At 64.2% G+C, this 14,552-nt stretch carries 13 protein-coding genes, 1 tRNA gene and 1 pseudogene; 6 read left to right on the top strand and 9 right to left on the bottom strand.

Annotated elements, in window-relative coordinates; all coding sequences use genetic code 11:
- The 6 genes and pseudogenes from FNJ47_RS37385 to FNJ47_RS37410 form a co-directional block, all read right to left on the bottom strand.
- Positions 1-452 (bottom strand): annotated as a pseudogene (locus FNJ47_RS37385) (hybrid sensor histidine kinase/response regulator); the annotation flags it as partial.
- A 168-nt stretch (positions 453-620) separates the two neighbouring features.
- A complete protein-coding gene (hemA, locus tag FNJ47_RS37390) occupies positions 621-1,850 on the bottom strand; it encodes a 5-aminolevulinate synthase (protein WP_163160867.1) in 1,230 nt (409 codons plus the stop codon).
- Between the two features lie 183 nt (positions 1,851-2,033).
- Positions 2,034-3,098, bottom strand: a complete 1,065-nt coding sequence (locus tag FNJ47_RS37395) for an MBL fold metallo-hydrolase (RefSeq protein WP_163160868.1) — start codon at positions 3,096-3,098, stop codon at positions 2,034-2,036.
- Between the two features lie 304 nt (positions 3,099-3,402).
- The gene (locus tag FNJ47_RS37400; RefSeq protein ID WP_163160869.1) at positions 3,403-5,547 is read right to left on the bottom strand and encodes a methyl-accepting chemotaxis protein; all 2,145 of its coding nucleotides are present in this window, start codon (positions 5,545-5,547) and stop codon (positions 3,403-3,405) included.
- Positions 5,548-5,787: 240 nt separating this feature from the next.
- Positions 5,788-6,537: an outer membrane protein gene (locus tag FNJ47_RS37405; protein ID WP_163160870.1), complete on the bottom strand. Its 750-nt coding sequence runs from the start codon at positions 6,535-6,537 to the stop codon at positions 5,788-5,790.
- Between the two features lie 228 nt (positions 6,538-6,765).
- Positions 6,766-7,086 (bottom strand): hypothetical protein, encoded by a 321-nt coding sequence (locus FNJ47_RS37410; RefSeq protein ID WP_163160871.1) that lies wholly within the window; start codon positions 7,084-7,086, stop codon positions 6,766-6,768.
- Positions 7,087-7,287: 201 nt separating this feature from the next.
- Between FNJ47_RS37410 and FNJ47_RS53370 the strand changes: the two genes are divergently transcribed.
- Complete coding sequence (locus FNJ47_RS53370; protein ID WP_274613517.1) at positions 7,288-7,413, top strand: hypothetical protein; 126 nt, start codon at positions 7,288-7,290, stop codon at positions 7,411-7,413.
- A gap of 42 nt (positions 7,414-7,455) precedes the next feature.
- Here FNJ47_RS53370 and FNJ47_RS37420 read toward each other — a convergent pair whose 3' ends face one another.
- The 3 genes from FNJ47_RS37420 to FNJ47_RS37430 all read right to left on the bottom strand — a co-directional run bounded on the left by FNJ47_RS37420 (position 7,456) and on the right by FNJ47_RS37430 (position 9,916).
- Positions 7,456-8,274: an FkbM family methyltransferase gene (locus tag FNJ47_RS37420; protein WP_163160872.1), complete on the bottom strand. Its 819-nt coding sequence runs from the start codon at positions 8,272-8,274 to the stop codon at positions 7,456-7,458.
- A gap of 247 nt (positions 8,275-8,521) precedes the next feature.
- Entirely contained in the window at positions 8,522-8,833 is a 312-nt protein-coding gene (locus FNJ47_RS37425) for a hypothetical protein (RefSeq protein ID WP_163160873.1), read from the bottom strand.
- Positions 8,834-9,841: 1,008 nt separating this feature from the next.
- Positions 9,842-9,916: transfer RNA gene (locus tag FNJ47_RS37430), tRNA-Thr, on the bottom strand.
- A 166-nt stretch (positions 9,917-10,082) separates the two neighbouring features.
- Between FNJ47_RS37430 and FNJ47_RS54040 the strand changes: the two genes are divergently transcribed.
- The 5 genes from FNJ47_RS54040 to FNJ47_RS37455 all read left to right on the top strand — a co-directional run bounded on the left by FNJ47_RS54040 (position 10,083) and on the right by FNJ47_RS37455 (position 14,336).
- Positions 10,083-10,445 carry a hypothetical protein gene (locus tag FNJ47_RS54040; protein WP_347341765.1) on the top strand — a complete coding sequence of 121 codons (363 nt, stop codon included), beginning with the start codon at positions 10,083-10,085 and terminating at the stop codon, positions 10,443-10,445.
- Between the two features lie 41 nt (positions 10,446-10,486).
- A complete protein-coding gene (locus tag FNJ47_RS37440; protein ID WP_163160874.1) occupies positions 10,487-12,184 on the top strand; it encodes an FAD-dependent oxidoreductase in 1,698 nt (565 codons plus the stop codon).
- Between the two features lie 208 nt (positions 12,185-12,392).
- Entirely contained in the window at positions 12,393-12,701 is a 309-nt protein-coding gene (locus FNJ47_RS37445) for a UBP-type zinc finger domain-containing protein (RefSeq protein WP_057018148.1), read from the top strand.
- Between the two features lie 159 nt (positions 12,702-12,860).
- Positions 12,861-13,370, top strand: a complete 510-nt coding sequence (locus tag FNJ47_RS37450) for a hypothetical protein (protein ID WP_163160875.1) — start codon at positions 12,861-12,863, stop codon at positions 13,368-13,370.
- A 141-nt stretch (positions 13,371-13,511) separates the two neighbouring features.
- Positions 13,512-14,336, top strand: a complete 825-nt coding sequence (locus tag FNJ47_RS37455) for an alpha/beta fold hydrolase (RefSeq protein WP_163160876.1) — start codon at positions 13,512-13,514, stop codon at positions 14,334-14,336.
- Positions 14,337-14,552: the final 216 nt, after the last annotated feature.

Below are 14,552 nucleotides of genomic sequence, written 5' to 3' on the forward strand. Positions count from 1 at the left end.
GCCTGATCCTCGCTCAGGATGGTCTCCAGCGACGAGGCCATCGCCTTGAGCTGCAGCGCGATGTAGGGCACCGAGCCGATGATCGCGATCAGCGCAACCGTCGCCGCAACCGCCTGGCTCTTGCCGTAGCGGGCGGCGATGAAGTCGGCGATCGAGGTGATGTTCTGCGACTTGGTGAGCGCGATCACCCGGCGGAGCAGCGGCGTGCACAGTCCGATCATCATGATCGGGCCGACATAGATCGCCAGGAAGTCGATGCTGGTCCGGGTGGCGAAGCCGACCGAGCCGAAGAAGGTCCAGGAGGTGCAGTAGATCGCCAGCGACAGCGGATAGATCCACTGGCTGGCACGGCCGCGCTCGCCCGCCGACATCCGGTCGCCGCGGCTGGCAATGAAGAACAACAATCCGATGTAGGCGAACGCCGTGGCGATAACGCCCCAGTCGTGCAGCATCGCTGCTCATCTCCTGTCCCGGCCTCTAGGGCATGATCCGGAAAAGTGTGAAGCGGTTTTCCGAAAAGATCATGCTCAAACAAAGGAGCCGGGTGTTAGGATTATAACGCAAAGGGCCGGCCGTGCATCGCACGACCGGCCCGAATTCGGGGTCGGAAACGGATAGGGTTACTCGGCGGCCAGCGACTTCTGGTGCAGGGGCAGGCCGAGCCGGTCCCAGACCTGGAGCAGGGCCTCGGCCAGCGCGTCGATCAGCCCGTCGTCATGGTAGGGCGAGGGGGTGATGCGCAGCCGCTCGGAGCCCTTGGCGACGGTCGGATAGTTGATCGGCTGGATGTAGATGCCGTGGTCCTCGAGCAGCAGGTCGGAGGCGCGCTTGCACTTCTCGGGATCGCCGACGAACAGCGGCACGATATGGGTGTCGCTCGACATCACGGGCAGGCCGGCTGCGGTCAGGATCGCCTTGGTGCGGGCGGCGCGGTCCTGGTGGCGCTCGCGCTCCCAGCTCGAGGTCTTGAGGTGGCGGATCGCAGCCGTCGCGGCCGAGCAGATCGCCGGCGGCAGCGCGGTCGTGAAGATGAAGCCCGGCGCATAGGAGCGCACGGCGTCGATGATCTCGGCGCGGCCGGCGATGTAGCCGCCGAGGCAGCCGAATGCTTTCGCGAGCGTGCCCTCGAGCACGTCGATCCGGTGCATCACGCCATCGCGCTCGGCAATGCCGCCGCCGCGCGGGCCGTACATGCCGACCGCATGCACCTCGTCGACATAGGTCATGGCGCCGTATTTCTCGGCGAGATCGCAGATCTTGCCGAGCGGCGCGACGTCGCCGTCCATCGAATAGAGGCTCTCGCAGACGATCAGCTTCGGCCGGTCTGGACCGGCGGCGATCAAGAGCTCTTCGAGATGCGCGACGTCGTTGTGGCGGAAGATCTGGCGGTCGCAGCCGGCCTGGCGCACGCCTTCGATCATCGAATTGTGGTTCAGCGCGTCGGACAGGATCAGGCAGTTCGGGATCAGCTTGGCGAGCGTCGAGATGCCGGTCTGGTTCGAGACGTAGCCCGAGGTGAACAGCAGCGAGGCTTCCTTGCCGTGGAGGTCGGCGAGCTCCGCCTCGAGTTGCACCAGCGGATGATGGGTGCCCGCGATGTTGCGGGTGCCGCCGGCGCCGGTGCCGACCCGGGTCGCGGTCTCGACCATGGCGCCGACCACCTTGGGGTGCTGGCCCATGCCGAGATAGTCGTTGGAGCACCAGATCACGACGTTGCGGCTGCCTTTCGGCGAGTGCCAGGTCGCGTGCGGGAAGCGTCCCGCGATCCGCTCGAGGTCGGCGAACACCCGGTAGCGCCGCTCGTCATGCAGGCGATTGAGGGCGGTGTTGAAGAACTGGCTGTAATCCATCGGCAAACCCAGAAAGTGGAACCTGACCGGAATGACTGTTTCTTCTTAGAGCTTTTCCAGCTCTAATGTCCATGCATCGACCCACATCCGGGCATGCGTCGCAGTTGGGCAAATTGCCCTAGCGGCCGTGTATCCGGCTTGATTTCGGTCAAATAACCCGGGGTATTACGGCCCGGCCGGGGCTCAGGTCGTGCTAAAGCGCAGCATGCCGTCGTCGTGCATCTCGGCCGTCAGGCGGCCTTCGACCAGCATGTAGTTGACATGGGCGACCAGTTCGCCGGCGGCGAAGCCCATCTGGTGCTCGTCCAGCACGTGCTTGTGGAACACCACGGGCACCAGTTCCTTGGAGGTCTGCGGCACCTCGCGGCAGGCCTCGGCGATCAGCCGGCAGCGCTCCTCGTGGTGATCGGCGAGCTGCTTGATCCGGGTCTTCAGCCCGTAGAACGGCACGCCGTGGCCCGGCAGCACCATCACGTCATAGGGCAAAGTGGTGGTGAGGCTCGCCAGCGACGCCAGATATTCGCCGAGCGAGTTCTGCTCGGGTTCGACCGCCCAGACGCTGACATTGGGCGAGATCTTGCTCAGCACCTGGTCGGCGGAGAGGAACAGCTTGTCGGCGGCGCAATACAGCATCACCTGGTCGAGCGCGTGTCCGCCGCCGGTGATCACCTTGAAGCGCCGCGTGCCGATCACGACCTCGTCGCCATGGGTGAGGCGGTGATAGGACGGCGGCAGCACCGAGACGCGCTTCAGATAATCCTGGCCGCGGCCGAGCAGCTTCTCGGTCAGGTCCTCGTCCATGCCGTGGCGGCGGAAGAACAGCCGCTGCGCGTTGCGCCGTTCCTCGGTGCCGCGGTTCTGGTGATAGACCGATTGCAGATATTCCACCTGCGACATGAACAGCGGGCAGTCGAACCGCTCGGTGATCCAGCCGGCGAGACCGACGTGATCGGGATGCGAGTGCGTCACGATCAGCCGCTTGACCTTGACGTGCTTCAGCGGTCCCTCGAACAACGTGGTCCAGGCCGCGATCGATTCCTCATTGCCGAACCCGGCATCCACCATGGTCCAGCCGTCGCCGTCGGCGAGCAGGTAGATGTTCACATGGTTGAGGCGAAACGGCAGCTTCAGCCGTGCCCACAGCACGCCGGGGGCCACCTCCACGACCTGGTCGTGGCCGGGATGATTCTCCCAGGGGTATCGCAGTGCCTCCGCGGAGGAGGGAAGGCTGTCGGTCTTCGTATGCATGCTACCGGCTTAGCGGGACACGGCCCGCCGCGCCAGCCGAAAAATCAGATAGTCGTCCGGAGAATGGGACAGGGAAACCCGGGAATTCCGTAGCCCGGATCAAACGAAGTAAAAGCCGAGCTTTCTTCTCCTTCCCCCTGAAAGGGGGAAGGTCGGGATGGGGGTCGGCTGCAGGCGACGCTGCAAGCCGAGAGAGCAGATCCCCACCCGCTTTGCTCTGGCGAGCAAAGCGACCTCCCCTTTTCAAGGGGAGGTCAGAGCGTGCGCAGCTCGGATGGAGCGACGCGTAATCCGTGGTCTAGTCCTACGCCGCGCGGATGTTCGACAAGAAGCCGTCGATTTCCGAGCGCAGCACGTCCGCCTCGCGGCGCAGCGCGTCGGAGGCGCTCAGCACCTCGCCGGCGGCGGCGCCGGCCTCGGCGGAGGCGGTGGAGACGCCGACGATGTTGCTCGACACCTCGCTGGTGCCGCCCGCCGCGTGCTGGATGTTGCGGGCGATCTCGCGGGTCGCCGCGCCCTGCTCCTCGACGGCTGCCGCAATTGCAGTGGTGACGTCGTTGATCTCGCCGATCGTGCTCGAGATGTTGCGGATCGCGGAGACGGCCGTGGTGGTCACCTCCTGCATGCTGACGATCTGCTGGCGGATCTCCTCGGTCGCCTTCGCGGTCTGGCTCGCGAGATTCTTCACCTCGGAGGCGACGACGGCAAAGCCGCGGCCGGCCTCGCCGGCGCGCGCCGCCTCGATGGTGGCGTTGAGCGCGAGCAGATTGGTCTGCGAGGCGATGGTCTGGATCAGGTCGACCACGACGCTGATGCGCGCGGCGTTGTCGGCAAGCCCCTGCATGGTGGTGTCGGTGGCGCTGGCCTCCTCGACCGCCTTGCGGGCGATCTCCGCCGAGGTGACCACCTGGCGGCCGATCTCCGAGATCGACGACGACAGCTCCTCGGTGCCGGCCGACACCGTCTGCACGTTGACCGAGGTTTCCTCGGCGGCGGAGGCCACCGCGTTGACCAATGCGCTCGACTGGTCGGCGGTCGCCGACATGCTCTGCGCGGTCGACTGCATCGAGTTGGCGGCGGTCTGCAGGCTGCCGAGCGCGCTCTGGACGTTGGACTCGAACGCCGCGATCTGCGTTTCCATGCGGGAGGCGCGCTCCGCCTTGGCGGAGCGGTCCTTGTTCTGGTTTTCGGTGAGCTCGCGGCTCTCGATCATGCTCTCGCGGAACACCTGCAGCGCGTCGGCCATGACGGCGATCTCGTCGCGCTGGCGGCTCTGCGGGATCTCGGTGTCGAGATCGCCGTCGGACAACAGCTGCATCGAGCGCTGCAGGCCGCGGATGCGGCGCAGGATGTTGCGTCCGACATAGAGCCAGACGAACAGGAACGATCCGACCAGCGTCAGCGCGCCGAGGCCGATCATGACCGTCGTTGCAAGCGAGATCTGCTGCCGGGCCTGGAAGGTCGACGCGTCGGTCTCCTTCTGCACGGCGTCGACCAGCTGCTGGACGCTGATGCCGAGCCCGACATTGAGCTTGCGCGTCTCTTCCAGGATGGTCTGGCCGTAATCGATCGAGTCGAGTTCCTTCTGGCGGACCTTGAAGACGCCGGTCTTGCCTTCGCCGAGCACGAGCAGCTTCTGCGCGGTGTCGCGCACGGCCACGATCGCCGGATTGTTCGGCAGGTCGTCGAGGTTCGACTTGATGCGCTCGCGGCCCTTCTTGAACTCCGCCTCGATCGCATCAAGCGTCTCGCTGGAATTGGCCGACAGCGCTGCGGTCATGTCGGCGGCCATCAGATTGCCGACGGACATCACGTTGCTGATCTGGCCGACGGTGCGGGCGGCCTCGGTCGCATCGTCGGCCGAGACGTCGGCCGCGGCGAGGATGGCGTTGAGCCGGGTCTGCGCATCGAGCATCGCGGGACCGGCGGCGGAGGCGAAGGAGCCCTGCGCCTTGCGCAGCGCATCGTATTGCTTGTCGCGCAGCGCGCCGATGTCAAGCCGCTCATGCGCCGCCGAGATCAGGCTCTTGGTCGCCTCGTCAGTGTTCTTGACGTTCTCCTGCAGCGCGCTGACGACCGATTTGTCGGCGCCGAGCTCGATGATCTCGCCGAGCTTGGCGTTGGTTTGCTTCGCGACCTCCTGCACCTTCTTGGTGCGGTCGTTCAGCGCATCCTCGCTCTGCACGGCGAGCAGGCCGGGACCCTGGGCTGCGAGCGAGGCGCTCTGCGCGGAGAGTTGCAGGCTCGCGGCGAGCCGCGGAATGTCGCGGCCGGAGAGGTCGCTCATGGTGCCGCCGAGCTGATGCAGCACGATGCCGGCGCCTGCGCTGATCACCAGCGCCATGCCGGCGATTACGGCGAATGCTGCGAACAGGCTGCCCCTGACGCCCATCTGCGGCAGGCGGATACGCTTGAGATTTGGTTTGCCGAGCTTGAACCGAAACGCCATTGCCCCGTGCCCCCTTGGCCCACTACCCTTGGCCACTACTACTCTTGGATGTTTCCCCGGCGCGGGAGTATCGGTGCGGCGGGTTAACAAAATCGGGAAAATTGCGACGATCTGCGGGATTTTTCGGGGCTGACGCGCGCCGGCGCCGTCCTGGTTCGCTGTGCGGAATCGATGCACGCGATCGGACGCAAAAAGGCTGGCGTCAGCCGGCCTTTTCTACACCTGGTTGTATGCGCAATCTCAGTAGCGGCCGTAAGCGGGGCCGCCGAGGTTGCCGAGGTTGAAGCGGTAGTTGAGGCCCGCCTTCACGGTGTGCTCGTCATTGTGGAAGGTGCCGTACTGCGCCAGCGCGCCCGGCGCGGTGAAGCGGCTGTCGCCGAAGTCATAGTACTGATACTCGACCTTGGCCGACCAGTTCGGCGCGAACATGTATTCGGCGCCGCCGCCGATGGTCCAGCCGTTGCTGTGGTTGTCGCTGAGCATGAATCCGACCGGCGCGCCGCCTGATGTCACCGATTCGTTGTTGTCGGAATAGGCGTAGCCGCCCTTCACATAGATCAGGCCCGGGCCCCAGGTGTAGCCGACGCGGCCGGTGATCGATGCGATGCCGCGCTGGTTGTTGTTGTAGGCGTAACCGCCCGGGAAGATCGCGTTGAGTTGGTGGTTGCCGACCCAGGAATACTGGCCTTCGAGGCCGATCACCCACATCGGCGACAGCTGCCAGTCGTAGCCGCCCTGCACGCCGCCCATGAAGCGGGCGCCGGAGTCGGTCAGCGCGACGCCGTTGAACGTGTTGTCGCTGCCCGAGAACACGCCGCCGAGATGGCCGCCGAGATAGAAGCCGGTCCAGTTGTAGAGCGGAGCGGCGTAAACAGGCGCGGGCGTCTTCTGATAATAGCCGCGGGAGCCGAGGTCGGCGGCCTGGGCGGTCGCGCCAAAGGCCGCGACGGCAACGGCTGCGGCTGCGGTTGCGAGCAGGAACTTCTTCATGGGGCAGTCTCCGGACAAGTCATGAGGCGCAGCGTGAATGGCGCCATCCATGGCCGAGGGGTTAGCCGGCATTTGAATAAAATGCTGTCACGGAAGACGACTTGGAGCGTTAAGTCGCACCCTTTGCGGCGAAACGTTTTGTTGTGCCTAACGGACGCTTAAGCCGGAATGAAGGAAGGCTTAACGCGGCGCGTACGGACCCACGAGGCCTGTCGACCAGGCCGTCCGCTAAGCCAGTCGCTTGCATACGTCGTCGCGGATCTGTTCGCGGAACGCCTGGCGGCGCGCGGCGCGTTCCTTGACCGGAACGTCGTGGCGATCGAACACGTCGAACTTCTCCAGGATCGGATAGTGCTCGCTCGCCATCGCCAGGATGCGCAGCAGCCCGGCGACCTTCGGGGTCGGGCCGGTGACCTCCCAGTTGCGGAGTTTTTCGGTGCCGCCGTCAGCCGTCAGCCCGCACAGCTTCGCCATATCAGCCACCGTCAGCTTCCGGCCGAGTGCCTCGCCGAGATGTTCGCGCAATTTCTTCAATTCCGGGCCGGTCACGCTTGGGTTAGCTCCGCGATAGCAAAGTGTGAAGTGAGTCACATGATGTGCTCCGGGTGCGGGCTATACGCCGCGCATGCGACTTCTCAAGCCTTTTCCGTTCCGATTGAACCGGAACGGGGCTCCGGATTCTTGTTTTGACGCGCTTTCTTCACGCGAGCCGTACCCGCTTCGCGCGAAAACGCCCTTAAGGAAATCATCATGCACGGCATCATCGAAAGCCTCAGCCCCGAACACGGACAGATCGATTGGAAATGGGTCGGCAGTGTGTTCGCGTTCTACGTCGTGCTGATGATCGGCGGAGCGGGCGTGCTGATCATGCGCTGAGCCGTGCAGGCCGATAACTAAGATCCGCCGTTCTCGGCCCGATCAACTGAGCCTTGTCACACCGTCGCTGTGACTCATGTGCTGCAGGACCGGATCTTCCGCGTGGAGTGCGATGAGATTGAGCCCGGCCGGAAAATACCGGTATCCCAACGCGTCGAGCAATCCCCGGATCGCGGCCTGGTCGGACTTGATCACCTCGATCAGCAGGATCGGCCGCCGATCCTGCAGCGTTTGCCGGGCTCCGCGCAGCACGTCCAGTTCCATGCCTTCGACGTCGAGCTTGAATAGGTCGGCGCGGTCGAGGCCGAGCGAATCGATGCGCACCATCGGCACGGTGGCCCCGCTTGATGGATCGTACGAAATGCGCTGCCCGATGCTCTCTGTATTGCTGCGCTCGCGCAGTTCGAGGCTGCCGAAGCTGGCGTGCGCGAAATAGTCCGGCTGCGGAACGATCAATTCGCCGTCGTGCTCACCGAGGGCGGCGAGTTTGGCGCGCGCGTTGAGGCAATTGTTGATGACGATGTTGCCGGCCAGAGCGTAGTAGACGATCTCCTGCGCTTCGAAGCTGAGCACGCGCCCCCAGCCGTGCATGTGCCGCGCCCATTCGACCGTGTGCACGCCGATATTGGCGCCGCCGTCGATCGCGACCACGCCATCGCCGAAATACTGCCGTCGCCGGTTCAGCAGCGCCAGCATGAAGCCGACTTCGCTTGCGTCGAAGCTCGACCCGTTCAGGATCTGGTATCCGACCCCGTAAGCGCCCCCGGAACCCGTGACATTATAATCGTTGCGATTGACGATCATCGTGCCGTGGTTCGAGGCGGCAAGGATGAACGCGATCGGGCGAGCGGGAAATGACATGGAGCAGATGTCCTGTTCAGGCTGGTCGAGCCTCGGCTCGAAGCAATTTCACCAAAAATGTACGGCCAGTGATTGGCTTTAAGGATCGCAAAAGTAGGTTGCCGCAGAAATAATGGACGAGACCGGCCGTGGATATTATCGACAGGGACTTGTCGTTCGACAAGGCGAGACGCGCGATGCGAACCGACCGCGGCTAGTGAGCCGCGCCGGATTGGTCGAAGCCTGTGAACCGACCCGACTGCGATCGTCAGCACGCGCTCTTGGCGTAGGCCGATAGCGAAACGCCGCTCGATCGCCAATAGTCAACCGTGGAAATTGCGGTCTCCCGATCCATCGGTCCTGCTGCCACGCAAAAGAAGCCACTGGCGAAATTGGGGTATTCAGGACTGCTGGTGTTGAGTACGTAGCCGGTGCCGGTTCGTTTCGCGAAGGCGCTTGCCTCCTCGTAGGTCGGCTTGCAGTACGTAATCGCGTACCAGCCGCAGCTGGAACTCTGCGCAAAAGCTCTCGGCGGGAAAAGCGCCATGATGCCGAAGACGATCAGGACAATACGCGTCATATGGCTTCCTCGAAAACGATGATGGCAATGTTTCAACGATTGGTCGGCCCGCTGATCGTGCTTCGATCGGGGCCGGGTCCTGGACCGGGGTCGCCGGGGGCATTGTCTTGGCAGACGGGCCTGCTTCCGTACCCACCGGGGAAGAAAAGATGCTGCCCCACCGCACATCTCACCGGCTGCTCCTGTGCGGACGAAACGCCATAGCGGCACGCATTAGACAGGCTACAGCCCTGCTGCACCATGAACTCGCAGTTCATCTTGATGCACGCCTGAAATGAGGCGCCTTGTCCTGATGCCGCGGTTTGCAGCCTGGAAAGGCAGGTGTTGGCGTTGCTCGCGAATTTCTGGCAGGTCGCCTGATCGACCGCCATCTTCGGCTTGGGTGGCGGCGGTAGAGGTGTAGAAGGCGCGGAATAGCTTGGAGGCGCTCCGCTGGCACCGCTTGAGTCGCGACTCGGCTGGGGCCGCGGCTCGGGGCGGGGCTCTGGTCGAGCTTCAGGACGTGGGCACGGTATGATGTTGCGCGGAATGGCGCCATTTTGCAGTTGTGACTGGGTGAGGGTCTGGCTGCCGCAATCATTGCTAAATGTTCGTAGCCTCCGGCCTGATTGATTTCGGTGAAAACTCTCGTGCCGTTGATAGTTTGATATCCGCTCTGAGCTAGAGCGGCTTCGGCGAAAAATGTAAGGCAAAGAAAACTGAAAACGGCATGCAACACCTGCCGTGCAAGACACGTCATGACTGCCCCCTTTCCAGCCTGTCGGATTAGATCTCGGCTGGTTTCCTCAATCGGTACAATTATGGGGCGGGCGGTAGATCACTTGTCAACCAGAAAGTGAATCGCCGGGAGCGTGCGGCTCTTCAAGCCGCGACGAATCGAGTGGTGAGTGCCGGGCCAATCGGCCCACTTCTCGCGAACGGCGCCGGATTCATACGAGCAGGGATACTGAATAGATCGCCGAGCATGGCGAGATAGGGCATCATCCCTTCGGTTCGGATGGAAAGGGATGGTGCTGCCAGACAGGATTGAACTGTCGACCTCTCCATTACCAATGGAGTGCTCTACCACTGAGCTACGGCAGCATGCCCGGGAAAAATTGAATCGGCCCCAAGGGCCCGTCCAAGCGGGCGGTTCTTGCCACAGGCCTCCCTTTCGCGCAAGCGAAACAGCGCCCCTGCTGCCAGTGAAATCGGCAGAAATTGACGTTCCACGCGGTGATTCCGTCTAAACGGGACGATTTCGGCCTGATTGGGTTCCGAACTCACCGGTAAATTCCTGATCCGGCAAGCCGCCGAATCATGCCACCGGGTGCGCAACTGGCCGACCGGGCAGGGTGCGCGGGCGATGGCCATTGGCTATGCTTTCCCCCGCGCAGGGCGACGGCAGTTCGAGAGTTTTGCAATGACAGGCGATCGGGACAGAGGCGGCGGGCAGGCCGAAGCCCGCGTGAAGGATTCACGACAGGACCGTCTCAAGCTGGCGTTGCGCCAAAACCTGAAGCGGCGGAAATCGCAGGCGCGTGGTCGCGAGGATGTGGCTTCCGAACCGGACCAAGTCTCGCTAGATCACGGCTCGCTGGATGACGCCGGCGGAAATAAGCCGGGCCGCTAACGCGGCTCGGGTGGGTTGCAGAGAGAAGCGGGTCGCCGAAAATGGCTATGGATGAGACGACGATCGATCGGCTGAACGCAACCGCGTACGCCTTCCCGCGCCACGAGCAGACCTTTCCGACCCTGACCGCGCATGAGATCGAGCGGATGCGCCGCTTCGGCGAGCCGCGCGCGTACAAGGACGGCGAGGCGCTGTTCGAGACCGGCACGCCCGGTCCCGGCATGTTCGTGGTGCTGTCGGGCAATGTCGCGATCACCCAGCGCGACGGCCTTGGCCATGTCACCCCGATCATCGACCAGGGGCCGGGGCAATTCCTCGCCGAGATCGGCCAGCTCTCCGGCCGCCCCGCGCTGGTCGACGGCCATGCCGATGGGGCTGTCGAGACATTGCTGCTGCCACCGGAGCGGCTGCGCGCGCTGCTGGTCGCCGAGGCCGACCTCGGCGAGCGCATCATGCGTGCGCTGATCCTGCGCCGCGTCAGCCTGATCCAGGGCGGCGCCGGCGGGCCGGTGCTGATCGGCTCCGCATCGGTCGGCAACATGGCGCCGCTGCAAAACTTCCTGGCGCGCAACGGCCAGCCGCATCACGTGCTCGATCCTGAGAGCGACAAGGATGCCGCCGACCTCGTCGCGCGCTACTCGCCGACGCGCGCCGAGCTGCCGCTGGTGGTCTGTCCGAACGGCACGGTACTGCGCAATCCGTCCGAGACCGCGCTTGCGATGGCGCTCGGCATGATCGGCAACAGCGCGCATGAAAAGCTCTACGACGTCGCCGTGGTCGGCAGCGGCCCGGCCGGGCTCGCCACCGCGGTCTATGCGGCCTCCGAAGGGCTGTCGGTTGCGGTGTTCGATGCCCGCGCCTTCGGCGGCCAGGCCGGCGCCAGCATGCGGATCGAAAACTATCTGGGATTCCCGACCGGCATCTCCGGCCAGGCGCTGGCCGGCCGCGCCTTCAACCAGGCGCAGAAGTTCGGCGCCGAGATGCTGATCCCGGTCTCGATCAAATCGCTCGACTGCTCGAAAGCATCGGGTGCGTTCGCGCTCGCTACCGGATGCGGGCACACGCTGCGCGCCAGGTCGGTCGTGGTCGCAAGCGGCGCGCGCTATCGCCGGCCGGTGATCGACAATCTCGAGAGCTATGAAGGCCGCGGTGTCTGGTACTGGGCCTCGCCGATCGAGGCGCGGCTCTGCGCCAACCAGGATGTCGTGCTGGTCGGCGGCGGCAACTCCGCGGGGCAGGCGGCGGTGTACCTGTCGGCGCATGCCCGCAAGGTCAACATGATGATCCGCGGCGGCGGGCTTGGCGCCAGCATGTCGCGCTACCTGATCGAGCGCATCGAGGCGACGCCGAACATCGAACTGATGTTCAACACCGAGGTGATCGGGCTCGACGGCGCCGAGACGCTGGAGCGGGTGCGCTGGCGCAGCCGGCTCGCACCCGACGAATTCACCATGGATATCCGCAATCTCTTCTTGTTCGTCGGCGCCGATCCGGCGACCGCCTGGCTCGAGGGCTGCGGCGTGCAGGTCGACCGCGGCGGCTTCGTGATGACCGGGGTTCAGAACGGCGAGGGTGCGCCCGCCGTGCCGCTGCTCGAGACCACGGTGCCCGGCGTGTTCGCCGTCGGCGACGTTCGCTCCGGCTCGGTCAAGCGCGTCGGCGGCGCGATCGGCGAGGGCGCGCAGGTCGTCGCCGCCCTGCACGGCTATCTCGCCGATGCCGGTAGTCCGTCGCTGTAGGCATGATCTTTGTACCGTCATCCCGCGCAACGGCGCAGCCTTCGTCGCTGGAAGAGCCGCGAAGCGGCGTCTCGAAGGATGAATCGGCCACAGTGCGGGCCGTGCATCCTTCGAGGCTCGTTCCGCTCGCACCTCCAGCGACAAAGGCTGCGCCTTTGCGCGGGGATGACGGTTCAAAAAGAGCCCACTTCAGATACGAGGTCGCAAAATGACGAAAGGCTGCACCCATATCGCCGGCATCCAGGATGTCACGCCGAGTGCGCTCGGCTGCGAGGAATGCCTGAAGAGCGGCAGCCGCTGGCTGCATCTGCGGATTTGCCGGACCTGCGGCCATGTCGGCTGCTGCGACGACTCGCCGAACCGGCATGCGACGGCGCATTTCCACGCCACCGGCCATCCCGTAATCGAGGGTTACGATCCGCCGGAAGGCTGGGGCTGGTGCTATGTCGACGAGGTGCTGTTCGACCTGTCGAAGCGCAAGACGCCGCACAACGGGCCGATCCCGCGCTATTATTGATTCGATGTCTCATGAGGCGCACGTCTTTGCGACATGCGTGCGAAAATCTTTGGCAAGTGCCGGCGGCAAATTTTTCATGACATGTCGGCCATCCTGCCATCGAACCTTGTAGCAATTTTCAAAAACGCATCGTAACGTAATGCGGGTCCTCAACGGGGAGTGCGCCACGTGTCGACGATCGTGCTTGTCCACGTCATCATCAGCCTGATTGCGATTGTTGCCGGTGTGATCGTGATGTTTGGCCTGCTCGGCTCGCGCGCGATGCCCGGGTTGACCGCGATCTTCCTCATCCTCACGATCCTGACCAACGCCACCGGCTTCGTGATCCCGCCGCTGGTGACGGAGAAGCTGCTGCCGTCGCACATCATCGGCGGCCTCTCGCTGGTGCTGCTCGCGATCGCCTGCATCGCGCTGTATGCGATGCAGCTCAAGGGCGCCTGGCGCCCGATCTATATCGTGACCGCGATGGTCTCGCTCTATCTCAACGTCTTCGTGCTGGTGATCCAGAGCTTCCTCAAGGTCCCTGCATTGCAGGCGCTGGCGCCGGCCGTGCCGCCGAACCCGCCGGCGGGGCCGGTCTTTGCGGCGGTGCAGGGCATCGTGCTGGTGTTCTTCGCAGTGATGATCATCGGCGCCTGGCGCCGGTTCAGGCCGGTCAATTTCGCCTGATCCGGGGCGGACGACATAATTTCGAGACGACGCACGACATAGAACTCGATGTGCGGTGGCGTGTCAGGGACACACCGTCGTCCGCGGTCCGTTCGTGCCTCGCATGCGCGGGCCAAAATCAGCAACAACAGGAGCAATAAAATGCCCACCATCACCACCAAAGACGGCGTCGAGATCTTCTACAAGGATTGGGGTTCGGGCCAGCCGATCGTGTTCAGCCATGGTTGGCCGCTGTCGTCGGACGATTGGGACGCCCAGATGCTGTTCTTCCTCAATCACGGCTTCCGCGTCGTCGCCCATGATCGCCGCGGCCATGGCCGCTCCGCCCAGGTCGCCGACGGCCATGACATGGACCACTACGCCGACGACCTCGCGGCCGTCACCACGCATCTCGATCTGAAGAATGCAGTTCACGTCGGTCATTCCACCGGCGGCGGAGAGGTGGTGCATTACATCGCGCGCCACGGCGAGAGCCGGGTCGCAAAGGCCGCCATCATCGCGGCCGTGCCGCCCTTGATGGTGCAGACAGCGGCCAATCCCGGCGGCCTGCCGAAGTCGGTATTCGACGGCCTGCAGGCGCAGGTCGCCGCCAACCGTTCGCAATTCTACCGCGATCTGCCGGCCGGGCCGTTCTACGGCTACAACCGGCCCGGCGCAAAACCGTCGGAAGCGGTGATCCAGAACTGGTGGCGGCAGGGCATGATGGGTGGCGCGAAAGCGCATTACGACGGCATCGTCGCCTTCTCGCAGACCGACTTCACCGAGGATCTAAAGAAGATCAACGTGCCGGTGCTGGTGATGCATGGCGACGACGACCAGATCGTGCCCTATGCCGATTCCGGTCCGCTGTCGGCCAAGCTTCTCAAGAACGGCACACTGAAGACCTACAAGGGCTTTCCGCACGGCATGCCGACCACCGAAGCCGAGACGATCAACAAGGATCTGCTGGCGTTCATCAAGGGCTGAGGCGGGAGTTGCGTTCCGCGTTGTCTATCGACGCAGTGCTGCTGCTGGGTGCACTGAAGTAAGGAAGCCACCAGCGGTCGGGTTCCCTCCCCCCTTGCGGGGGAGGGTTGGGGAGAGGGGTGGCCACACGGCGTGCTCTCTCGAATCGCCTTCAATTGTGTAACCGAGATTGCGATGCCGATTGCTTCGTCGCGCATCTCGCCCTGGGCTTACCCC

Source organism: Bradyrhizobium uaiense (assembly GCF_010811875.1).
In the GTDB taxonomy this organism is placed as follows: Bacteria; Pseudomonadota; Alphaproteobacteria; order Rhizobiales; family Xanthobacteraceae; genus Bradyrhizobium; species Bradyrhizobium uaiense.

Coding starts and splice junctions, on each gene's coding strand:
- hemA (WP_163160867.1), bottom strand. CDS start 1,850: ATGGATTACAGCCAGTTCTTCAACACCGCCCTCAATCGCCTGCATGAC.
- FNJ47_RS37395 (WP_163160868.1), bottom strand. CDS start 3,098: ATGCATACGAAGACCGACAGCCTTCCCTCCTCCGCGGAGGCACTGCGA.
- FNJ47_RS37400 (WP_163160869.1), bottom strand. CDS start 5,547: ATGGCGTTTCGGTTCAAGCTCGGCAAACCAAATCTCAAGCGTATCCGC.
- FNJ47_RS37405 (WP_163160870.1), bottom strand. CDS start 6,537: ATGAAGAAGTTCCTGCTCGCAACCGCAGCCGCAGCCGTTGCCGTCGCG.
- FNJ47_RS53370 (WP_274613517.1), top strand. CDS start 7,288: ATGCACGGCATCATCGAAAGCCTCAGCCCCGAACACGGACAGATCGAT.
- FNJ47_RS37420 (WP_163160872.1), bottom strand. CDS start 8,274: ATGTCATTTCCCGCTCGCCCGATCGCGTTCATCCTTGCCGCCTCGAAC.
- FNJ47_RS37425 (WP_163160873.1), bottom strand. CDS start 8,833: ATGACGCGTATTGTCCTGATCGTCTTCGGCATCATGGCGCTTTTCCCG.
- FNJ47_RS37440 (WP_163160874.1), top strand. CDS start 10,487: ATGGCTATGGATGAGACGACGATCGATCGGCTGAACGCAACCGCGTAC.
- FNJ47_RS37445 (WP_057018148.1), top strand. CDS start 12,393: ATGACGAAAGGCTGCACCCATATCGCCGGCATCCAGGATGTCACGCCG.
- FNJ47_RS37455 (WP_163160876.1), top strand. CDS start 13,512: ATGCCCACCATCACCACCAAAGACGGCGTCGAGATCTTCTACAAGGAT.